Source organism: Pseudomonas sp. BN505 (genome assembly GCF_029873175.1).
GTDB lineage: Bacteria > Pseudomonadota > Gammaproteobacteria > Pseudomonadales > Pseudomonadaceae > Aquipseudomonas > Aquipseudomonas putida.
In genome coordinates this window covers 16585-36507 of the sequence record NZ_SSOI01000057.1, presented here as the reverse complement: position 1 = coordinate 36507, position 19923 = coordinate 16585, and the positions used below count along the sequence as shown (strand labels likewise).

General features: G+C 55.6%; 19 protein-coding genes. 8 read left to right on the top strand and 11 right to left on the bottom strand.

What is annotated here, in order from left to right; genetic code table 11:
• Nucleotides 1-25: 25 nt before the first annotated feature.
• The 3 genes from E8E78_RS19115 (at nucleotide 26) to E8E78_RS19105 (ending at nucleotide 4517) form a co-directional block, all read left to right on the top strand.
• The gene (locus tag E8E78_RS19115; protein WP_179027749.1) at nucleotides 26-2461 is read left to right on the top strand and encodes an MMPL family transporter; all 2436 of its coding nucleotides are present in this window, start codon (nucleotides 26-28) and stop codon (nucleotides 2459-2461) included.
• A 99-nt stretch (nucleotides 2462-2560) separates the two neighbouring features.
• Nucleotides 2561-3733 carry a flavin reductase gene (locus tag E8E78_RS19110; protein WP_179027748.1) on the top strand — a complete coding sequence of 391 codons (1173 nt, stop codon included), beginning with the start codon at nucleotides 2561-2563 and terminating at the stop codon, nucleotides 3731-3733.
• Between the two features lie 133 nt (nucleotides 3734-3866).
• Nucleotides 3867-4517 (top strand): TetR/AcrR family transcriptional regulator, encoded by a 651-nt coding sequence (locus E8E78_RS19105; RefSeq protein WP_159266426.1) that lies wholly within the window; start codon nucleotides 3867-3869, stop codon nucleotides 4515-4517.
• Nucleotides 4518-4556: 39 nt separating this feature from the next.
• On the opposite strand, the gene E8E78_RS19100 is transcribed toward E8E78_RS19105, so the two are convergent.
• The 5 genes from E8E78_RS19100 to E8E78_RS19080 all read right to left on the bottom strand — a co-directional run bounded on the left by E8E78_RS19100 (nucleotide 4557) and on the right by E8E78_RS19080 (nucleotide 9427).
• Nucleotides 4557-4880 carry a 2Fe-2S iron-sulfur cluster-binding protein gene (locus tag E8E78_RS19100; RefSeq protein ID WP_179027747.1) on the bottom strand — a complete coding sequence of 108 codons (324 nt, stop codon included), beginning with the start codon at nucleotides 4878-4880 and terminating at the stop codon, nucleotides 4557-4559.
• A gap of 26 nt (nucleotides 4881-4906) precedes the next feature.
• Nucleotides 4907-6193, bottom strand: coding sequence for an FAD-dependent oxidoreductase (locus tag E8E78_RS19095; RefSeq protein ID WP_159266424.1), 1287 nt, complete (start codon nucleotides 6191-6193; stop codon nucleotides 4907-4909).
• A gap of 4 nt (nucleotides 6194-6197) precedes the next feature.
• Complete coding sequence (locus E8E78_RS19090; RefSeq protein ID WP_159266423.1) at nucleotides 6198-6983, bottom strand: glucose 1-dehydrogenase; 786 nt, start codon at nucleotides 6981-6983, stop codon at nucleotides 6198-6200.
• A 68-nt stretch (nucleotides 6984-7051) separates the two neighbouring features.
• Entirely contained in the window at nucleotides 7052-7723 is a 672-nt protein-coding gene (locus tag E8E78_RS19085; protein WP_179027746.1) for a carboxymuconolactone decarboxylase family protein, read from the bottom strand.
• Between the two features lie 36 nt (nucleotides 7724-7759).
• Nucleotides 7760-9427: a class I adenylate-forming enzyme family protein gene (locus E8E78_RS19080; RefSeq protein WP_159266421.1), complete on the bottom strand. Its 1668-nt coding sequence runs from the start codon at nucleotides 9425-9427 to the stop codon at nucleotides 7760-7762.
• A 212-nt stretch (nucleotides 9428-9639) separates the two neighbouring features.
• Between E8E78_RS19080 and E8E78_RS19075 the strand changes: the two genes are divergently transcribed.
• The 3 genes from E8E78_RS19075 to E8E78_RS19065 are packed head-to-tail and all read left to right on the top strand — an operon-like array spanning nucleotide 9640 to nucleotide 11742.
• Nucleotides 9640-10110, top strand: coding sequence for a nuclear transport factor 2 family protein (locus E8E78_RS19075; RefSeq protein ID WP_159266420.1), 471 nt, complete (start codon nucleotides 9640-9642; stop codon nucleotides 10108-10110).
• Nucleotides 10110-10967: an enoyl-CoA hydratase-related protein gene (locus E8E78_RS19070; RefSeq protein ID WP_159266722.1), complete on the top strand. Its 858-nt coding sequence runs from the start codon at nucleotides 10110-10112 to the stop codon at nucleotides 10965-10967. Before E8E78_RS19075 ends, E8E78_RS19070 begins: the two co-directional genes overlap by 1 nt.
• A 4-nt stretch (nucleotides 10968-10971) precedes the next feature.
• The gene (locus E8E78_RS19065) at nucleotides 10972-11742 is read left to right on the top strand and encodes an enoyl-CoA hydratase-related protein (RefSeq protein WP_179027745.1); all 771 of its coding nucleotides are present in this window, start codon (nucleotides 10972-10974) and stop codon (nucleotides 11740-11742) included.
• A 74-nt stretch (nucleotides 11743-11816) separates the two neighbouring features.
• Here E8E78_RS19065 and E8E78_RS19060 read toward each other — a convergent pair whose 3' ends face one another.
• The 5 genes from E8E78_RS19060 to E8E78_RS19040 form a co-directional block, all read right to left on the bottom strand.
• Complete coding sequence (locus E8E78_RS19060; RefSeq protein ID WP_159266419.1) at nucleotides 11817-13031, bottom strand: cytochrome P450; 1215 nt, start codon at nucleotides 13029-13031, stop codon at nucleotides 11817-11819.
• Nucleotides 13032-13079: 48 nt separating this feature from the next.
• Nucleotides 13080-14165: a zinc-binding dehydrogenase gene (locus E8E78_RS19055; RefSeq protein ID WP_179027744.1), complete on the bottom strand. Its 1086-nt coding sequence runs from the start codon at nucleotides 14163-14165 to the stop codon at nucleotides 13080-13082.
• 16 nt (nucleotides 14166-14181) lie between these two features.
• The gene (locus tag E8E78_RS19050; protein WP_179027743.1) at nucleotides 14182-14679 is read right to left on the bottom strand and encodes an NUDIX domain-containing protein; all 498 of its coding nucleotides are present in this window, start codon (nucleotides 14677-14679) and stop codon (nucleotides 14182-14184) included.
• A gap of 65 nt (nucleotides 14680-14744) precedes the next feature.
• Nucleotides 14745-15836 (bottom strand): LLM class flavin-dependent oxidoreductase, encoded by a 1092-nt coding sequence (locus E8E78_RS19045; protein ID WP_179027742.1) that lies wholly within the window; start codon nucleotides 15834-15836, stop codon nucleotides 14745-14747.
• Between the two features lie 42 nt (nucleotides 15837-15878).
• Entirely contained in the window at nucleotides 15879-17033 is a 1155-nt protein-coding gene (locus E8E78_RS19040; protein ID WP_159266415.1) for an LLM class flavin-dependent oxidoreductase, read from the bottom strand.
• A gap of 181 nt (nucleotides 17034-17214) precedes the next feature.
• Between E8E78_RS19040 and E8E78_RS19035 the strand changes: the two genes are divergently transcribed.
• Complete coding sequence (locus tag E8E78_RS19035) at nucleotides 17215-18009, top strand: enoyl-CoA hydratase/isomerase family protein (RefSeq protein ID WP_179027741.1); 795 nt, start codon at nucleotides 17215-17217, stop codon at nucleotides 18007-18009.
• Nucleotides 18010-18074: 65 nt separating this feature from the next.
• Here E8E78_RS19035 and E8E78_RS19030 read toward each other — a convergent pair whose 3' ends face one another.
• Nucleotides 18075-18527: a MarR family transcriptional regulator gene (locus tag E8E78_RS19030; RefSeq protein ID WP_044288738.1), complete on the bottom strand. Its 453-nt coding sequence runs from the start codon at nucleotides 18525-18527 to the stop codon at nucleotides 18075-18077.
• A gap of 278 nt (nucleotides 18528-18805) precedes the next feature.
• On the opposite strand from E8E78_RS19030, the gene E8E78_RS19025 reads away from it, so the two are divergent.
• A complete protein-coding gene (locus tag E8E78_RS19025) occupies nucleotides 18806-19681 on the top strand; it encodes a glucose 1-dehydrogenase (protein WP_218647996.1) in 876 nt (291 codons plus the stop codon).
• The last annotated feature ends 242 nt before the right edge of the window (nucleotides 19682-19923 follow it).

Sequence of the window (19923 nt, the reverse complement as noted above, 5' to 3'; positions counted from 1 at the left end):
CTTACGCCAGATCACGGACCCACCCATGGATATTTCAAAAAATGATGCAATGCCAGTTGTTCCGCGGGTTGAAGAATTTGATGGCCGTTCTGGATCCTTTCTGGAGCGGTTGGTTTTCAACCACCGGATCGCGTTGGTTGTGCTGTGCGCACTTACCACGGTTTTCCTCTTCATCCAGGCCTGGCAACTGGAGGTTAACGCCAGCTTCAAGAAAATGATGCCCATCTCCCATCCATTCATACAAAACTACGAGGCCAATGCAGAGGCCCTGCGTGGCCTGGGTAATGCGCTGAGGGTGGTGGTAGAGAACCCTAAAGGCGATATCTACGATCCTCACTACCTCGAAATGCTCAAAGAGATTAATGACAGGTTATTTCTGTTACCAGGCGTTGACCGGTCGTTCATGAAGTCGTTGTGGATGCCTGTCGTACGCTGGACTGAAATCACTGAGCAAGGATTCGATGGTGGTCCGGTCATGCCTGAAACATTCGACGGCAGCCCCGAAGCCCTCAACGCCTTGCGGGATAACGTTCATCGCGCCGGCATCATTGGCTCATTGGTCGCCAATGACCAGCATTCGAGTATGCTCTTTCTGCCGTTGCTTGAGCGTGACGGGGCGAGCGGAGTGGCGCTTGACTATCGATCACTGGGCGAGCAACTGGACGCCATCAAGCAGGAATACTCCGCCAAGGGCGTGAACATCCATGTGATTGGTTTCGCCAAGCTAGCGGGCGACTTGATCCATGGCTTGATCAAAGTCTTCAGTTACTTTGCCATCGCTGCCGGTTTGGTTTCACTCATAATCTACGCCTACACCCGCTGCGTCAGAAGCACACTATTGGTCATCGCCTGCTCGCTGGTGGCGGTGACTTGGCAGTTAGGCTTGATGCATCTGATGGGATATGTGCTCGATCCGTTCTCGGTATTGGTACCGTTTTTGATCTTCGCGATTGGTGTGTCCCATGGCGCGCAGAAAATGAACGGGATCATGCAGGATGTAGGGAAGGGGACCCACCGGTACGTTGCAGCCCGTTATACATTCCGTCGCCTGTTTATCGCTGGTTTGACTGCGTTGCTGGCCGATGCGGTGGGGTTTGCCGTGCTCGCCATCGTCGACATTCCTGCGATACGCGATTTGGCCTTCCAGGCCAGTATCGGAGTTGCAGTACTCATCTTCAGCAATCTATTGCTGTTACCTGTGCTTCTTTCCTATACCGGCGTCAGCCCCAGTGCTGCACAGCGGGCGTTGAGAATGAGCGCAGGCGAGCATCCGTTGCCGTTGTGGTTTGCCCAATTCACCGAGCCACGCAAAGCTAAACTCGTGTTACTGGTGACTCTGGCCGTGACGCTTGCAGGGTTGGTGGTGGCTCAGGGGTTGAAGATCGGTGACCTCGACCCAGGTGCCCCGGAGTTGCGGGCTGATTCTGAGTACAACCGAAGTAATGCCTACATCACCAGTGAGTTCGAATTGTCGAGCGATCAATTTGCAGTGATTGTCAAAACGCCTCCGGGTGGCCTGGTCAGCTTCGAAACGCTCCTTGAGATGGATCGATTGGAAGAACTACTGCGGGATGTGCCAGGGGTACAAACGACGTCATCGGCGGCCAGCGTAGGCCGGATGCTGACGTCGGCCGGTTACGAGGGATCACCGAAATGGATAACGATCAACCGCGACACGTTTGTGGTTTCTGACACGATAAACAATGTCTTCACTGCAGTGCCAGAGCTTATCAACGATACACGCACCGTAGCACCGATCATCGCGTTTCTTACCGACCACAAAGCCGAAACGCTGAGTCGCGTGGTCGCGACGGTGGAGGCTTTTGCCGAAACGCACAATGGTCCTGATCGTCAGTTCTTGCTCGCGGCCGGTAGTGCAGGCATAGAAGCGGCAACCAATAGCACCGTCGAGAAAGCCAATTATCAGATGCTTGCGCTCGTATACGCGGCCGTAATTGTACTGTGCTACATCACGTTCCGCAGTTGGCGAGCCGTGCTGGTAGCGGTCATTCCCCTGGCGGTGACATCGGTGTTGGCGGAAGCCTTGATGGTCATTCTCGGCATCGGCGTCAAAGTTGCCACCTTGCCGGTGATCGCGCTCGGTGTTGGGATCGGCATCGACTACTCACTCTACTTGTTGACGGTCTACCTGGCGCAGGCACGGTCGGGTAAGACAGTGCGCGATGCCTACCTTCAGGCACTGGTATTTACCGGGAAAGTGGTAGCGCTGATTGGTATCACGTTGGCAGCAGCGGTGTTCACCTGGCTGTGGTCGCCGATCAAGTTCCAAGCGGACATGGGTGTGCTCCTGGCCTTCATGTTCCTGTGGAACATGGTAGGTGCCTTGATCCTGGTGCCGAGCTTGGCCACCTTCTTGTTAAAACCCTCCAGTGAGGCCGTACCTCCAGTGGCGGTCGAGGCAAAAAAAAAGTCAGCACAGACCACGGCGGAGCCCATTTGATTGCGGGCGATGAGTGGCTGAGAACAATATTTTCGTAACCAGTGAGTGCCGGCAGCGGCGTATTAATGCGTCGGTGGTTCTCGGCTAAGGAGATCAAAAATGGCAGAAGCTCAAGAACTCCATCAATTTCGGCCTGATGATGCGAAATGGTTTCGCCAAGTGCTTGGCCAGTATCCAACGGGTGTGTGTGTGGTGACCGCCCAACAAGCAGGAGGCAAACCCACCGGCATGGCAGTTGGGTCGTTCACCTCCGTTTCGTTGAATCCGCCACTGGTAGCGTTCCTGCCGGATAAAAGCTCTAGCAGTTGGCCGCGCATTGAAGAGTCTGGAAAATTTTGCGTGAATATCCTCGCTGCGGAACAAGAACCGGTGTGCAGGCGGTTTGCGGCAAAAACCGAAGACAAGTTCGAGGGCCTGGAATACCGACTGTCAGCCAATGGCTCCCCGATCATCGAGCAATGCGTCGCCTGGATCGACTGCGATATCGACTGTGTGCACGAGGCGGGGGATCACTACATCGTCATTGGCAGGGTGAAGGAGTTGAAGATCGAGTCAGCGGGGCTGCCTCTGTTGTTCTTTCAAGGAGGCTATGGGCGTTTCTCGCCGCTTTCGATGGTGGCACCTGATCCACTCGGTACCATTGCCGGCCCTCTTCGGAGTATTGATCGCGCCCGGGCTGACATGGAACGACTGTGCGAGCGAATCAATGCTCGCTGTGTCGCAACGGTGCGAGTGGATGATGAGCTAATCATTGCTGCAAGTGCTGGCCGACCTCGGACAGGCGTGATTCCGACCTTGGTTGGTCAACGCTTGCCGTTTATGCCGCCAACGGGATCCATCTTCGCTGCTTGGAGCAGTGAGCCGGTCGTTACACAATGGCTGCGAGACACCGGTCATCCTGAGCGACTTGATGAATGCAGGGCCGCACTGGCGATCATCCGCGAGCGGGGATATTCGCTGGGCATGATCAGCGATGCGCAGCGGGCATTCACTTCGGCCTTGAACCAGCGAGCGCAGGACCCCGCCAACAATCAGGATGTTCGCACCTTGGTGCATGACTTGACCTACGATCCGCTGGAGTTTACCCCTGACGTGCACAAAGACGTCAGGCAGATTTCGGTGCCGGTGTTCGCCTCGAGTGGCCAGGTCGAGTACGTCCTTACTTTGTATGACTTCCCTGCGCCGGAGAGCGGCGTCGGCGTCACACCATACATCGACGAACTGCAGCACATCGCCAATTGCTTGAGTGAGGGGGCGAAACTCACGCGTTGAGCAGCTACCGGGCGCCGGTCGTGGCCACTTTCTGCAACAGAAGCAAGACGGTCGCCCTGATGGTTACATTGGGGTGACCTTACGCGTATAGTAATCGATTGACTCCATATCTCAGACGTGGACCCCTAGACCGATGATTCAAAAAAGCAACATAGCCCGACGCCGTAAAGCTGCCCAGGCAGAAGGGGGCATAGAATATAAGAATAAGCGCGATGAACTCATCCGGGTCGCGGCGGTATTGTTCAAGGAAAAAGGTTATCAAGCAACCACGCTCAACGAGATCGCCGCTGCCGCCGGCATGGATCGTGCGAGTATCTATTACTACGTCGACAACAAAGAAGAGTTTTTCCGTGAAGCAATCAAGGGCGTCCTTGATGCAAACACAACGGAGGCTGAGCGGCTTATGCGCATGCGCTCACTCAACCCCAAGGAAAAGCTCGAGCAACTGGTGACGTTGTTGATGCGTTCCTACGATGAAAACTACCCGTATATGTACCTCTACATTCAGGAGGAAATGCACGCAGTCGCCGAGCAGGAGTCGGTATGGGCGCAGGAAATGGTGCGCCAGACTCAGCGCTTCGAGAAAGTTGTCATTACATTATTCAAGAAGGGTATTGAGGACGGCCTATTCCGCAGCGATATTTCTCCTGGGTTGGCCGCCAATGCTCTGTTTGGTATGTTCAACTGGTCACATCGCTGGTACAAACCGGGTACTGGCAAGAGCGCTGAAGCAGTGGCGCAAGCTTTCTGCAAGATATTCTTCGACGGGTTCGAGCAGCGATGAGAGAAGGGGGCTCTGCTGGCAGCCCCCTGCAGGCAGGAGTCACCACTGGCTTTCGGCAACCGTCACCTCGATACCGTCCAATGCTGTACTCATGATGATTTGGCAGCTTAACCGGCTGTTGGCTTGTCGAGGAGCAGATGTACATTCCAGCATTTGGTTTTCGTTGTCAGACATGGGCGTCAATTTGCCAAGCCAGCTGCCCTCGACATACACATGACACGTTGCGCAACTGGCACTGCCACCACAGTCACCGACAATTTCATGCATGCCTTGTGATACGGCAATCTGCATCAAGCTGGTGCCAATCGGTACTTCCATTTCCTGCACGGAATTGTCCGGCAGAACAAACGTGGCTTTGGGCATCTCTTAACTCCGCTTTGTTATTGTTGTTACGGTTGGGTTGGTGTGAGGGAAGCAAGGTATCGGTTGACGAGATCTTTGAAGGGTACGGCGTCATCAGCCAGCTGTACGGGATCTACCGGTGTCTGCAGGGCAATCAATCGTTTGCTCAAGTTGAATTCCACTGCTCGGTTTACTGTATCCACAGCCAGAATGCGCTCATTCTGTAAATAAAAAGCGCAAAAGGACCTGTCCACCACCGAACCGCGAATAACCAGCTGGTCATAGCCAGCGGATAATCCAACCATCTTGAGGCTAAGATCATATTGATCCGACCAGAACCAAGGCGGCCCATCTGGACGGGGAATTTTGCCATTGAGCAGAGCAGCTATTTTTCGCGCTTGTTCCAGGGCATTCGGAACAGACTCTACTCGCACACTACGCTCATAAAGCGTACTGACGCTTCGGGCACAATCGCCGGCTGCGTAAATGCGTGCATCCGCAGTCTGCATAGTAGTGTTGACGACAATGCCATCCTGAACTTCCAACCCAGCAGTGGCGGCCAACTCGATATTGGGTTCGAGGCCGATACCAATGACCACCAGGTCTGCGGGCAGACGGGTGCCGTCCAGACAATGAATCGCTCGAATCGCCATGGAGGTTTCGTCTAGTTCAAAATGGGTGATTTGCTCGCTTGTGCGAATGTTCACGCCGTGCCCACGATGGACATCCTCGTAAAACTGCGAGAGCACTGGAGCCGTGACTCTGGCCAACACGCGCGGTGCGGACTCGAGTATTGTCACTTCCAATCCGGCTTTGATGGCGGTGGCAGCGACCTCCAAACCGATGTACCCACCACCTATGACTATCAATCGATGGCCTGGCATTAAAGCGCTTCGCAAGCGATCGGCATGTTCGGTTGTTCGAAGGTAATGCAGGTTAGCTATGCGTTGGTGATCGAGTCCCCCTAGCGTGCGAGGCTTTCCGCCCGTAGCGAGTACGAGGCGGTCGTAGGGTAAGCAGGTTCCGTCGGTCAGGCTGACGCTACGAGCGCAGCGATCGATTGCTGTTATCCTCACCCCCAGATGCAGGTGGATATCAGCGTTTTCGAAGGTGGCGAGCGTTCGCTGGCTGAGCGCGTCTCGCGAGGTCGTGCCGGCGAGGTAGCCTTTGGAGAGCGGTGGCCGATGATAGGGTAAGTCGTGTTCATCACCGATGAGAGTGATACCTCCCTGCCACCCCTCGCTGCGCGCAGCCAGTGCTGTTTCTACGCCGGCACACCCGGTACCGATCACCAGCAATTGTTCGATGGGACGCTCTGGGCTATTGCTTTCCATCGCGTCAACTCCGTTCCAATTGCGGCGAAACACCGCCCATCACGGACAGTCCGCCATCGATGTTCTGAGCTGTTCCGGTGGTGAAGTACGCTTCGTCGCTGGCCAGATAGACCACCAGGTAAGCCACGTCAATCGGCTTGCCCAAGCGCTTCAGTGGTTGGGCGGCCGCGACTGCATCCATCGCGGCCTGGTTTGGAAACGCCTCATCCACCATTGCAGTATGGATGACGCCCGGGTTGATCGAGTTGACCCGGATGTTAAAAGGCGCCAATTCGATGGCTGCGGCTCTGGAAAGTGCATCAACTGCACCCTTGCTGGCGGTGTAGGCAGTGAAGCGCCCGCAGGCGTTCACCGTAGCCAAAGAAGCAATGTTGACAATGGAGCCGATCCCGGCGTTTTTCATGTGAGGGATCACAGTCTGCATGCCGACGAACTGGCTCCAGGCATTCACGTCCATGATGCGCGACCACTGTTCGTAGGTAAGGATATCGTATGTGGCGGGTGCAAGAATTCCTGCGTTGTTGACCAAGACGTTGATGGGCCCATAGGCATCAACTGCTGCCTCCACGACTGCCAGCCAACTGGCTTTGGAGGCGACATCATGTTTCAACGCCAGCGCAGCTCCGGGGTATTCCCGGTTGATGTCGGCCACCACTGCGCTGACACTTTCGAAGTCGATGTCTGTGGCGATGACTTTGGCCCCGTACTGGGCCATCAGTCGTGCCTCGGCTGCACCTTGTCCTTTGCCGGCACCGGTAACCAAGGCAACTTTTCCTGCGAGTCTGCTCATTGCTGTCTTCCCTTGCTGTTTGGATTTATTGTTTTCAAGTTCAGTAGCGAAACCGAGCGGGAGTCAGGTTAGCGAACCCCGCGGTGAAACGTTGAGCGGCCAGCCAGATCCAAAGCCTGCAGTATCACAGTACGTGTGGCGCCAAGCTTTAGGGCATTACGCACATGTAGTCGTAAGCCAGGCAGGAATCGGTGTGAAGGCGTGGCGTCCACGGCCAGGGAGATCAGCTCCTTGGTGAGCGCACGTAGAGCGCCGGTTTTCCACGGTACCGCGCAGTAATTGAAAAAGGCTTCAAAACCTATCGGTGATAGCCGCAACAGACTATCGAGAAAACCTGGAAACTCTTTCTCCATCGACTTCCAATACGGATCATCACCCACATACTTAGCCAGTAGTCCCTGGCGTTCATCGTCCAGTGGGCAGGTCATACTGGAGTGTTGGGCGTCTTTGAGCATTTGCCCGATTCTGGGGCTTCCAACCAGCAGGGTATGGACGCCTAGGCCAGATACCAAAAGCAGCACTTCATGGACCTGCTCTGCCGTTGCCCCTGCTTCCAGAGCTTGGCTCGCATAGTGCTCCGTTGCGCCAAGGTCCAAAGTTGCCGGGGAAGCGTGCACCGCCAGATTGATCAGCGCGCATTCCAATGCCGAGAGTGGTTCCCCTTCAGCACTGCCGTCGAGCAGCTGGTTAACCTGCAGTTCAATTTCTTGAAACGAGAGAATATCGTCGACTGGCAACATGTGAGGTGTCCTGTCTGCAACGTAGTTGCGTAGATTTCAAGAAGATTGGGCGAGCAACTGTGGGGAGTGTGCGTCTGCGATCAGTGCACGTAGCGCACGCTTATCCACTTTGGTTGCCGACATGGGCCACTGCTCCGACGTCATGAAATACACTGCACGGGGAATTTTGAAGCTTGCGATGCGACCGTTACAGAAAGCGATCAGCTCCGCCGCTTGCAATTCGTGCCCAGCACGTAGCTCGACAAAGGCAATCGGGACTTCGTCCAGACGGTCATCAGGCGAGCCAACGACCTCAGCAAGTTTGACCGCTGGGTGCTCGCAGAGAAACGCCTCGATTTCGATGGCCGCGACGTTTTCGCCGCCAACTTTCAGCATGTCCTTCAGGCGTCCGCTGAAGACCAGGGAGCCGTCGACCGTGGCGCTATACAAGTCGCCGGTGTGAAGCCAGCCCTCCCTGTCCATAGCTTCCCGGGTTTTTGCTTCGTCGTTGTAGTAGCCTTCCATGACGCAGTAACCGCGCACCAAGATCTCACCGACCTCGCCCGGAGCGGCGACACCTCCGGTATCCAAGCTGGCAATCTTGACCTCGATACCCGGCACCGCCCGACCTTGAGTGGTTGCTTTGCTGAGCGGTGACTCGTCGACATTGCTGAGGGCAAAAATGCCAGCGGTTTCAGTCATGCCGCAAGCTTGAGCAACCTCTGCTTGCGGGAATAGCCGCTGAACGCGTTCAACCATGGGTTTGGGGCCAATCAGTACTACGCGTTCGATGCTCTTCAAATTTGCTGAATCGAAATCAGGGTGGTCGATCAAGGCCTGGACAATCGCGGGGAACCAAGGCCAGATCACCGTGGCATGGTGTTCGGCAAGCAGCTTCAGCGCACGCCCAGCTTCGAAGTAATGGTCGGTCAGGTATGTTCCGCCTGCGCCGATGCTGCCGACAAAGGGGGCGAGTGAGCCAATATGGAACAGAGGCCCTGCCCCCCAACTCACATCGTGTTCTGCCACCGCCAGGCGCGTGCTGGCTCGGTCGACCGGGCCGCGTGTCATCGCTTCGTGAGACAACATGCAACCCTTCGGGTGGGCGGTGGTGCCCGAGGTGTACATGATGATTGCAATGTCGCGCACGCGAACGCGGCGCCGAAGCTGTTCGATGTCCTCGGCGGAGACCTGTCCAGCGAGTACGTCGAATGCTGGGCGTCCTAGGAATCCACTACGGTCATCCCCACGGAGTAAAACCGTGTTGCGTAGCAGCGGAGCCTGGGTCAATGCGAGGCATGTTGGGTCCGTTTGTTGGGACAATTCAGGCAAGGCTGTGCGAAATACCGAGGTGAAATCGACATATTCCTCAGCATTGGCGGTCGTTAAAATTGCAACCAGGTTTGCGTTGGTGGTGATGTAGGCGAGTTCAGTTGCTTTGTGTCGGGCATTGAGCGGTACCGTCACGCAGCCCAAAAAAGCGATGGCAAACAGCGCTTCAATGAACTCCGGGCTGTTGGCAGCCATCAGCCCAACGTGCTCGCCAGGTTGTATGCCCAAGGCATGCAATCCTCGTGCGATGGTCACAGCACCCTGATACAGCTCGGCATAGGTATGGCAGGAATCGGTGAAAGCAACCGCCACCCGATCGGGATGCTGCTGGGCTCCGCGTACCAGCAAATCGCCAAGGGTCGTGACTTCACACCAATCAAAACGACTTGTCATGCAACCTCCTGCTCCGAATCGGCAAGTCCGCGTGGTGATTGCCGTTCTGTTTTTATTGATCTTGTCCTTAACAATGCCACTGCTCAAACAGGCGGTCAACATTGATGTTGATCTGCTCGCATTCGGGAGTTTTTGTCTGAGTGATCGCGTTGACACGTCTGTTGATTACTGCCTACTATCAACACTCACGTTGACAAAAAAGGTGATTGCAAATGGACCTTCAAGCTGAAAAACAAGAACAAATTCAGAAGCTTATTGACTCCGAGGCTATCCGTCGGCTGCTGTACGAATACGCTTTTCATCTGGACATGAACCATACCCAGCAGTTGGCTGACCTCTTCGTGGAGGACTGCACAGTGATCTATGGGCCGGACTTTGGTGCTGAAGGCAAAGAGGCCTACTGCAAGACCCTGGAGGGTGTAGGGACTTACTTCGTGGCAACCAGTCATCACGTTTCAAATACCGTCATCGACTTCGTAAGTCCCACCGAGGCCAAGCTGTGCTCGGTGCTTTATGCGTGGCACCGCTATACCCGCGAGCGTCCGGATGGCTACCTGTTCGGTCAATACCATGACGTGGTCGTGAAGGTGGACGGCCAATGGCGGTTCAAGCGACGGGAGCTGCGCACTACGGGCGTCCAGGATTTTCACGTCAAATCGACCCTGCCAATCGGTCGTGCATGATGGACCGGCCATCGATCCCAGCTTACCGCACCCTGCGCATCGAGCATGCGGGGCCCTTAACCTGGATCGTGCTGAATAGGCCGGACAAGGCCAACGCACTGTCCAACGAGTTGCTTGATGAGTTTTCCGATGCGCTGGAGCGCTTGAAAGACCAGGGTGGGCCGGTTTTGGCCATCCGCGGTGAAGGTGCAGGATTCTCTGCGGGCTACGACCTGGATCAGGTCGGTAAGCTGACTGCTATCAGTGATCCTATTGCTGATCGCGAGCGTCTGCAGCGCAATGTCAACCGCTACCTGGCGATCTGGGATCATCCCAAGCCCGTAATCGCTGCGGTACATGGCTATTGCATCGCGGGGGCAACGCAAATGTGCGTCTATGCCGACATTACCATTGTTGCCGATGACGCCCGTATCGGCGAGCCAGGACTACCAATCGGGGGCGGATATATCGCTCCGTTATGGGCACCGCTGGTTGGCCCAAAACGAGCGAAGGAGCTCGCCTTCGTGCCCGGTAATAGCATCGATGGACCAACTGCTGTCGAGTGGGGGTGGGCCAACCACAGCGTGCCAGCGGACCAGCTGATTGACGCAGTCAGCAGCCTGGCCGAGCGCATTGCTTTGATCCCCCCTCCAGTGCTTCGAATTAAAAAGCTTGCCATCAACCGCGCATGCGAGGGCAACGGTTTGCGGGCGGCGGCGGGTGAGGTGGCGCAGATGGACGCCTTGTTGCATCTGTCACAGCCGGTGATCGATCTGAAGCATTGGATTACCGAGGTCGGCATGAAGGAAGCCTTGCGTAAGTATCGAGTGCCTCGCACCACTCCGCTTGTCCCCAACCAACAAAAAGAAAAGGAGTAAGACCATGGCTGACGTGGAATACACAGTTGAAGGGCATATTGCCCATGTGCGCCTTAACCGGCCGAAATCACTTAATGCCATCAGTGCAGAAATGGATCGGATGTTGCTGGACGCGTGGACCGATATCAACAACAACCCGGAAATCTGGGTTGCAGTGCTCTCGGCCGAAGGGGAGAAGGCATTTTGCGCCGGTGGAGACATCGCTGCTGAGGCTGAGAACACGGGGCGGTTGGCATTGGGCGGTGGACTGACCGGTGTAGGGGGGCCTCTGCTCAAGCTCAAGAAACCTCTGGTTGCAGCAGTCCAGGGCTATGTGCTTGGCGGCGGCTTTGAGCTGGCTATGTGCGCCGACGTTATTGTCGCTGCAGACACTGCACAGTTTGGCATGCCGGAAACTAAAGCGGGCATTATCGGCGAGGCGGGCATCATGCACCGGGCGATTCGACAATTGCCCTACCGGATCGCAATGGGCATGATCCTGACTGGGGACCGGCTAACTGCAGCAAAAGCATTCGATTACGGCCTAGTTAACGAAGTCGTCGAAATGGATACGCTACTGGACTCGGCGATGACTTGGGCAAGTCGCATCGCCAGCGCGTCGCCACTGGCGAATCAGGCGGCTAAAGAGGCGGTACTACGCTGTTTGGCAGATCCACTGGAAGCAGCTTTGAGTACCCGATTTGAATTGATCGAGGCTTACGCCTTCAGCGAAGATCGAATGGAAGGGCGTCGGGCCTTTGGCGAGAAGCGCAAGCCGCAGTGGAGTGCTCGCTGACGATCTAGCTTGCTTGTATTAAGCAAAAGCCCCAGTCGCTGGGGCTTTTGCATTACAGGGCGGTCATGACTGCACTACCAGACCAACGGCAGCGACTCCACAGAACCAACAACTCCCCCGTGGTGTTTGATAATTGCTCCAGGCGCTACCTGAAAGTCAGGGATGCGTTTTAACCATTCCTGCAGCGTGATCACTACTTCCAAGCGTGCCAAGTGGGCGCCAGCACAGTGGTGGGCACCATGGCCGAAAGTAGTATGGGTTACGTTTTCCCGCTGGAAATTTACCGACATAGGGCAGGCATTTTCCCGTTCGTCTAAGCCACTCAACAGTTGCGGCAGCAGAACCATATCACCGGCTTTGAGCAGCACCCCGTCAACCTCAGTGTCGGTTTTTACCATACGTCCGTCGGCTACTAAGGAAAATCTACGTAACAGCTCTTCGGTGGCGGCGGGGACCCGGTCAGGGTGTGCTTGCAGTTCGGCACGATGAGCAGGGCTTCCCGCCAGAAACTGCATGACAAAGCTCAAGAAGTTCACCACGGTGTCCAATCCGGCCAACAGCAAAAGCCCACCAATCCGAGCAGCTTCTTCCCGATCCAGAGGGCGTCCATCAATACTGCCGTTGATGACTGTGGAGAGTGCGTCGGTACCTGGTTTTCCGCGACGTGCATCAATGATTGGCCGCAGATAGTCAAACAACCCCTCGCTGGCTTCGCGCATGCTCAAGGAGCCATCTGGACGGGTAATCTGATCAGCCAGGTGCTTCAGATAGGGGGCATCACGCTCAGGCAAATCGACCATCATCAGGAACACACGTACCGGAAACGGTTCGGCGTAATCATGAGTGAAGTTGCACGCGCCTTGGTCCTTGATGGCTTCGATCAGTTCGATCGAGAGTTCACGGATCCTCTCTTCCAATCCTTTTACCACCGCCGGGCCAACCGCTTTACTGATCAGGGCGCGGTAGGGGCGATGCTGTGGTGGATCCATGGACGTAGGTATGAATTCGTACTGTTCGCCGGCCTCCTTGGGAATGAAAGGGCATTCGCTGGAGAACCGCTGATGATCCATGAACATGTCGCGAATCAATTTTCCTCGTGTGGCTATCCAGTGCCCGCCGTTGTGGTCGGTCCACACAAGATCGGGCACACCCGGCTGATGTAGGCGGCTCCAAGCTACCTGCAGCCCATCCTCCAGTCCGGGGGGGTTGTACATGTCGAAATTTACGATACGGTTGAGCGGAACGTGTCCGGGGCGTGTACCGGTCGTACTTTGCGGTTGCTGGCTCATGGATGCCTCCTTGTTATTATCATTGTGCGGCTACATTCAGGTACGTGTTTACATCGAGGGGTCAATGACTGCTTTCAGGGTCTGGCCACCCTTGATGGAGGCCAAGGCTTGGGCTGCGTCTTTGATGGCATATCGTTGACCGATGAGAGCAGCCAGGGGCAAGCGCTCCTGCATGCGGGCTGCGAGGTGCATGGCTTGGTAATAGTGTTTGGGTTTGGGGAAGGTGGCACCGGCAACACGCATATTGCGGATGGTGATATCACGTGGTGCGATAGCCGCATTACCGATAGCACCCCATAACCCCAGAATGATGTAGCGGCCATGTTTGCCGGTCAGGTTCACACCTTCTGGAAATGCAGCAAGGGCGCCGGCTGCTTCTACAACTACGCTCGCACCTTGTGGGCCACACAACTCGCTCACCTGACCTAAGCGCTCCTCGCTGCTGAGCTCACCCAGTGCCAGAGTCGCTGTTGCACCGAAGCTGCGAGCCACCGCGAGTCGTTGAGGCGAATGGTCAAGAACGATGATCTGACGCGCCCCACAGAGTTGAGCGACCATGACTGCCGCCATGCCTACTGGGCCCGCGCCCTGAATCACTACCGAATCGGTGTAACTGACCGGTCCGCATTGTTCGAATCCGCGCAAGACTGTAGGCAGGGCACAACCTAATGCTGCGATGGCATCGACATCGGCCCCTTCAGGAAGGCGATAAAAGGCCATGCCATTGGGCAGCCAAGCATAGTCAGCGTAGCTGCCCCAATTAGGCTTCGATGCATTTTCAAAGAATGACGAGTTGTCGCAAGGCGTCTCGTCAAGAACGGTGCACGAATGGCAGCGGTGACACAGAGCTATAGGCGACCAATACACCAAATCACCGACGTTGATCGGCACTCCCGCGTAATCTGTAGTGACTCCGCTGCCTAACGTATCGATTCTGCCCACGCCCTCATGGCCTAGGACTACCGGAAAAGGCATCTGGCCTGCCGCCCCTGATGCGATGTGCTCATCACTTCCGCAAACGCCGCCCACCACGACCTGAACAAGAATGCCGCCAGGTTCTGGCGGCATGATGGGTACTTCCCAGGTTTCAATTGTGGCCGTTTTCACCAAAACAGCTGCTTTTCCGTATCTCATGGCAAGCTTCCTACTGCTAGTGTATGTTTTTGATCGGGGTGTTGCTGGTGGGCGCGTTGGTGGCAAGGGGGTGTTTAAGAGGTTGCAATGCGCGCATTACGTTGTGCAACCACGACACCGTGCGGTAACTACCGATCTCGTCGAAGGGAACCCAGCAGCCGGCATCGTTCTCCCAATTGAGGGTGATAGTGTCGACCATGCTGAAAAAATGAAAGGCATGGACTCTCCAGACCAATCCATCGCCGCCCACTAGGTCGATCTGCGCAGTCGCCCCCAGAATTAAGCTGTCGCTACTAATCCCAACCTCTTCCTCAACCTCCGTGACGGCCTGAGTCAATGGTGAGTAAGAGTCGGACAGATAGCCGGTGATGCAATGCCACAGTCCAATATCGCCAGTGACTTGGCGGCTGCGGCGAAACAATCCGATTCGGCCCTGATGCGAGAGAAGGGCTGCCACCACTTGGTGGTCTGCCAAGCGGCAGGGTTGTTCTTCTTCAATAACATCGAATGACATTTTGACCTCCTCACCCCGAGATGAAGCCGCAGGCGGCTCCACCCCAAGGATGCATGAGCTGTCTGTCAGCTTTGGTTGACCAGGGGGATTACTTCCTTGGCCAAGCGCTGCAGCGACTCAATGTACGGCTCAGGATTATCAATATTGTCGTGTGAGTTCACGACAATTTGTCCCAAGCCACCGCAGTGCTCAATCATGCGTTCGATCTTGCGTGCTACGGTTTCCGGAGAACCGCAGAGCCAGACATGCTCGGCTAGGAAGTCAAGGTCGACTTGGCTGGGGTCGATGTCCTGGCCGGAGTCTTTGATGATGCCTTCGAAGAGGTTGAACTTCTTGTAGATGGGGAACAGGTAGTGTTTCCAGCTTTCTCCGAGGCCACTGGCAATCGCACGCCTCTTGGCCTCGGCGTCGCTGTCGGCGACGAAGATATCCCTGGTCACCCGAAAGCGTGAGCGAGCCGTCTCAAATCCATTCGCTTGCGCTGCGGTCGCCCAGGTATCCCAGTGCGAACGCATGACTTCAAAGCCGCCAAAAAAAGAGATAGGGCTGTAGTTGCGTTCACCGGCCCACTTGAGTGAGGAAGAGTTCTTGGTGAGACCGGTGACGGCAATTTCCATGCTGTCGCGTCCACCGTACGGGCTGTTGTCGGCTAGAATCACGTCGTAGCCGGGCATGTCGTCCGGGCCTGGATACCCGGCCTGGAAATACTTGCCGGTTTCCTGGAATGGTTCGCGCTTCCAAACCTTTTCAATCAGGTCCAACGCTTCGAACATCTGTTCCTGCAACACACTGATGTTGGGGAAGCCATGTAGAATTGCATCAGTATGATGGCCACCTGGAGCGACGCCCAGGAAGTAACGGCCTTCAAGCACCTGCGACAACCAACCCACTTGAATAGCAAGGGTGGCGGGGTTGTGATAAGGCAGCAGGTGCGCCATGGGCGCAAAACGGATCTGCTTTGTCAAATTGGCAGCCGCGCCGATGATGATTTCCGGGCAGGGCACATTTTCCCAAGCCAGCGTCGAATGCTCGCCAATCATGAAATCGGCGTAGCCGGCTTGATCTGTAACAGTTGCCATGAGCAGCGACCAGTCGAAGACTTGGCGAGCCGTACGATGGGGAAGGGTGTATGGGGTGTGGAAAATGCCGCATTTCATTGTGCTTCTCCTACGTTTTTATTCTTGTTCAAAACCCAGTGATCAAACGTATATGCCAGTCGCATCCTTGCTGGAGAAACGCGGCGCAACCAGACTTGCGAATTTCTCCAGTTCCTCGTTGTTCTGATCAGGGTTGAGGTGACCTTGACCGAACATGAGGAACAGTTCGTTGAAGCCCAACCGGTCATGCGCCTCACCAATGCGGTCGGCAATTTCATCGGCTGAGCCGATGAGGACATTGGGCATGCGCTGACCGAACGGGATAAACCACTTGTCCCAGAACCATTGATGTTCAGCCATCAGTTCCTTCGCCTTACCCTTGTCATTGGTGAGCATCAGGAAACCACCCCAGGCCGCAACTTCTTCACGTGGAACTTCGTTGCCTGCCGCCTTGGCGCTTTCGGCATAGCGTTTCCACAAGGCCTCACAGAAATCGAGATCGCCGGAGAGGACAATGGGCTTACCGCCTTCTCGCGCCCAGAAATCGACGGTTTTCATGCTGCCGGCGAAGCCACCATAAATGCGTGGGTGGGGCTTTTGGTAGCAAAGGGGGGCAATGCCGATCTGACGGACTATGCCATCCGCATCCATCCCTTTGCCAAACTCAGCATAAGCGGGGTGCCCGGCTGAACCGCCATTTGGTGGGAACTGCCAGTGCTTGCCTTTGTGGCTGAACACATCGTTAGTCCAGGCCTTTTTGATGACTTGAAGCGACTCTTCGAAGATTTCCCGATTTAGCTCGTCCATGGCGTCTTTGGACTTGACCATGTCAACGGTAGTCGCTGAAACCCCGCGGATTGCTGCGTAGGAATCAACCCAGCGGGCGTGATAGCCACGGGTAAAACCAACGAACAAGCGACCTTGCAGCATGTGGTCGAGCGTGGCGATCTCTTCCGCGATGCGCACCGGGTTATGAGTGGGCAGTGTGTAGCCCATGATGCCAGCCTTCATGCGCTTGGAATGCATCCCCACATACAGGCTGAACATGCCAGGATGGTTATTGATTTCGAAGCCTTCGATCTGGAGGTGGTGTTCCGGCTGGCAGTACCCCGCATACCCCAGTCCATCGGCAAGGCTCACGTAACCACGAACCTCTTCGAGGAATCGCTGGTACAGCTCAGGCCGTTGACCGGCCATTCCCGCTTCAATTTCGTAGCGTCTGCCAATTACTCCAGTCTGCATGAGATTGAATTTCATCTTCCGGCCTCTTTTTCTTGTCGTCACTAAGAGAATGTGTCAGGTTTTGTGCGCTGTCAACGCAGAAGTTGATTAGCACGGTAATCATTGCGGTCGTCGGGCAACCTTGTCAACTGAGGTGTTGATCGTGATTGCGGACGGTGTAGGATTGACCGGGAGTCGATCAACACAGGAGTTGAAAATGATGCGTGATACGGTTAGCGGTCAGGGAGAAGGGGCTTCCCTCGTGATAGAAGGACGCGTGGCAACCATCACCCTCAATCGTCCAGAGACATTCAATGCGCTGGATATCTCCATGGCTCGCTGCTTGGCGCGGCAGGCACGAGAGGTCGAGTCATGCACGGATGTGCATGTATTGGTGCTCCAAGGAGCAGGGAAAGTGTTTTGTGCGGGTGGTGACATCGGATTGTTTATCGCCAACGCCGCCAATCTGGCCCCGGCTATCTCTGAGCTTCTCACCCACTTGAATGATTTTTTGCTGACGCTAAGGCGCATGCCTCAGCTGGTGATCATGCGCATTCATGGCATAGCTGCGGGGGCTGGAATGTCGCTCGCTGGTATGGGGGATATCTGCATCTGCACTAAAACCAGTAGGTTCCGACCCGCCTATGCAACACTCGGTGTATCACCCGATGCCGGCGCGTCGGTTGGCATAGTGCAATCGCTTGGCGCACCTCAAGCGTTGCAGCTGTTCCTGTTACAGGATGAGATTACGGGCCCAGAAGCCCTGCAGTGTGGGCTGGCGACACAGGTAGTTGATGACGATCAACTCGATGCCGTCATTCACGCTCATGTCCAGCGGCTTTCCCACTTCAGCTCAGAAGCGATAGCGGCCACCAAGCGTCTGTTCTGGCAATCAGCGCAGACCCCAATGGGGCAGCAGTTGGGGGACGAATTGAGGGCAATCCTGAATTGTATGGCCACCGCACAATTCCACGACAACATCGAACGGTTTGCCGCTCGCCGAAAGTCGTAGACACTGCGCCATCTCAGCCCCCGGCAGGGGGCAATCGCAGTTGAGATTCATGCATCGCCTACCAATCAGGACTCTCCTGCCCGCTCGATCAGGTGAAGCACCTTGGCAACCGCATTGCCTTCTTCTGCACTGATCGCTGAAAAAAGCTGTTCGCGCAAATCTGTAAGAATCTGATCAAGCTTGTTAGCCAGGTCCCGTCCGGCTTTGGTCAAGTGCAGGGTATTGGCGCGGCGATCACTTGGATCACTTTTCCTCTCGAGCAGACCACTCTGTTCAAGTTCATTAAGTGAGCGGACAACCGCTGCAGGATCGATGCCTGCTGCTTCGGCTATGGCTTTCTGCCTCAGGCCATCGCCTTTGTATGCCAGCACCAGTACCGGCGCAGCCAGCGATAGCGAAATCCCATGGGCAGCAAACGCATTACCGACTACCCGTTGCCAGGCCCTCCCAGCCGGGAGAATGGTCCACGTGAGATCCACCTTCCAGTCGCCAGTCGAGTTAATTGTCGAGTCAATCATTGGGGTGTTCCAAGTTTATTGCGCAGTTCGAAGCGGCCAGTGCCTACGGATGCACTCATCCGTCCGTGCGTTGCCGCGGGGAGTAAAGCATGGGCGCGCACAACAGAAAAGCGATGTGAGTCAACCAAGCTGCAATTTAACGGTGAAGGGGGTTCACATTTCCTGTCGTGGGAGTCACGGCTGCGCCACTGAATGCGCTTACCGCACGGATGGGCTCCACCTGTCGCTGCAAGGGCAAATCCGATGATGGCACATTGAAATAGTTGACGCGTCAATGAATGTTCTATTCAATGTTCATGCAAGCTAGGCCTGAAGGGATTCCGCAGGCACGGTCGTTTCCATTAATCCAGAGCAAATCGCCGGGAGGCAGCATGGGCAGAGTTAACGGGAAAGTCGCCATCGTAACGGGTGCAGGGGGTGGGCAAGGCGAAGCTGAAGCTCGCCTGCTCGCTGCTGAAGGAGCGAAAGTGGTTGCTACAGATATTAATCTGGACCGTGTCACACGGGTGGTGGCGGAAATCAACGAGCAATACCCGGGCAGTGCGATGGCCCTCTGGCATGACGTATCGTCGCAATCGGACTGGCAGGACGTGGTGGAGCAGACGGTTGCTGCGTTCGGTCCGATCACTATTTTGGTTAACAACGCAGGGATTTTGGCGCCTGCTGCCTATGACAAGGTGACATTCGAACACTGGCAAAAAACCATGAATGTCAATGCCTGGAGCCAATTCGTAGGCATGCAGACTGTTATTCCGCACATGCGCGCGGCAGGTGGTGGTTCAATCATCAACGTTGCCTCGTTAGCGGTGGTTAATGCCTGCGGCCGCTTCACGGCGTACACCGCCAGCAAGGGAGCTGTGGATGCGATGTCGCGGGCGGCAGCGATCGAACTGGCCGGTGATAATATTCGGGTCAACTCGGTCAACCCAGGGGTGATTCACACCGACATGGTCGATGATGCATTCCCAGACCAACAGGCCATGGATGAAGTCATTGCCGCCCAGCCGTTGCGTCGCATGGGGCGACCCATCGATGTGGCTTATCTGGTCCTGTACTTGGCCAGTGACGAATCGTGGTTCACCACCGGCACCTCTCAAACGATCGATGGCGGTATGTCTGTAATGGGCGGCGTTTCACCGCACATTGATCGTTGATCCCTGGCAAAAAATCTGAAATCACGTTCGCACATTAATCGTTTGTCGATTTAAAGGTGTGAAGAACTACGGGCTGCGTAGATTGCATTCCTGCGGTTGTAATTTGCGCAGCCTTTAGCGCCGGATAGTTATGAATACCAAGTAAGCCTCTCTGTGAGGCTTCTTGGCATGCTCCTGCGCTCAGTACATTGATATGAGTATGGCTCTTAGTGCAAACACTGAATGGGCCATATATGTGGAGA

What these genes read in the sequence shown, in the direction of transcription:
- E8E78_RS19115 (WP_179027749.1), top strand. Translation starts at nt 26, where the DNA reads ATGGATATTTCAAAAAATGATGCAATGCCAGTTGTTCCGCGGGTTGAA.
- E8E78_RS19110 (WP_179027748.1), top strand. Translation starts at nt 2,561, where the DNA reads ATGGCAGAAGCTCAAGAACTCCATCAATTTCGGCCTGATGATGCGAAA.
- E8E78_RS19105 (WP_159266426.1), top strand. Translation starts at nt 3,867, where the DNA reads ATGATTCAAAAAAGCAACATAGCCCGACGCCGTAAAGCTGCCCAGGCA.
- E8E78_RS19100 (WP_179027747.1), bottom strand. Translation starts at nt 4,880, where the DNA reads ATGCCCAAAGCCACGTTTGTTCTGCCGGACAATTCCGTGCAGGAAATG.
- E8E78_RS19095 (WP_159266424.1), bottom strand. Translation starts at nt 6,193, where the DNA reads ATGGAAAGCAATAGCCCAGAGCGTCCCATCGAACAATTGCTGGTGATC.
- E8E78_RS19090 (WP_159266423.1), bottom strand. Translation starts at nt 6,983, where the DNA reads ATGAGCAGACTCGCAGGAAAAGTTGCCTTGGTTACCGGTGCCGGCAAA.
- E8E78_RS19085 (WP_179027746.1), bottom strand. Translation starts at nt 7,723, where the DNA reads ATGTTGCCAGTCGACGATATTCTCTCGTTTCAAGAAATTGAACTGCAG.
- E8E78_RS19080 (WP_159266421.1), bottom strand. Translation starts at nt 9,427, where the DNA reads ATGACAAGTCGTTTTGATTGGTGTGAAGTCACGACCCTTGGCGATTTG.
- E8E78_RS19075 (WP_159266420.1), top strand. Translation starts at nt 9,640, where the DNA reads ATGGACCTTCAAGCTGAAAAACAAGAACAAATTCAGAAGCTTATTGAC.
- E8E78_RS19070 (WP_159266722.1), top strand. Translation starts at nt 10,110, where the DNA reads ATGGACCGGCCATCGATCCCAGCTTACCGCACCCTGCGCATCGAGCAT.
- E8E78_RS19065 (WP_179027745.1), top strand. Translation starts at nt 10,972, where the DNA reads ATGGCTGACGTGGAATACACAGTTGAAGGGCATATTGCCCATGTGCGC.
- E8E78_RS19060 (WP_159266419.1), bottom strand. Translation starts at nt 13,031, where the DNA reads ATGAGCCAGCAACCGCAAAGTACGACCGGTACACGCCCCGGACACGTT.
- E8E78_RS19055 (WP_179027744.1), bottom strand. Translation starts at nt 14,165, where the DNA reads ATGAGATACGGAAAAGCAGCTGTTTTGGTGAAAACGGCCACAATTGAA.
- E8E78_RS19050 (WP_179027743.1), bottom strand. Translation starts at nt 14,679, where the DNA reads ATGTCATTCGATGTTATTGAAGAAGAACAACCCTGCCGCTTGGCAGAC.
- E8E78_RS19045 (WP_179027742.1), bottom strand. Translation starts at nt 15,836, where the DNA reads ATGAAATGCGGCATTTTCCACACCCCATACACCCTTCCCCATCGTACG.
- E8E78_RS19040 (WP_159266415.1), bottom strand. Translation starts at nt 17,033, where the DNA reads ATGAAATTCAATCTCATGCAGACTGGAGTAATTGGCAGACGCTACGAA.
- E8E78_RS19035 (WP_179027741.1), top strand. Translation starts at nt 17,215, where the DNA reads ATGATGCGTGATACGGTTAGCGGTCAGGGAGAAGGGGCTTCCCTCGTG.
- E8E78_RS19030 (WP_044288738.1), bottom strand. Translation starts at nt 18,527, where the DNA reads ATGATTGACTCGACAATTAACTCGACTGGCGACTGGAAGGTGGATCTC.
- E8E78_RS19025 (WP_218647996.1), top strand. Translation starts at nt 18,806, where the DNA reads ATGTTCTATTCAATGTTCATGCAAGCTAGGCCTGAAGGGATTCCGCAG.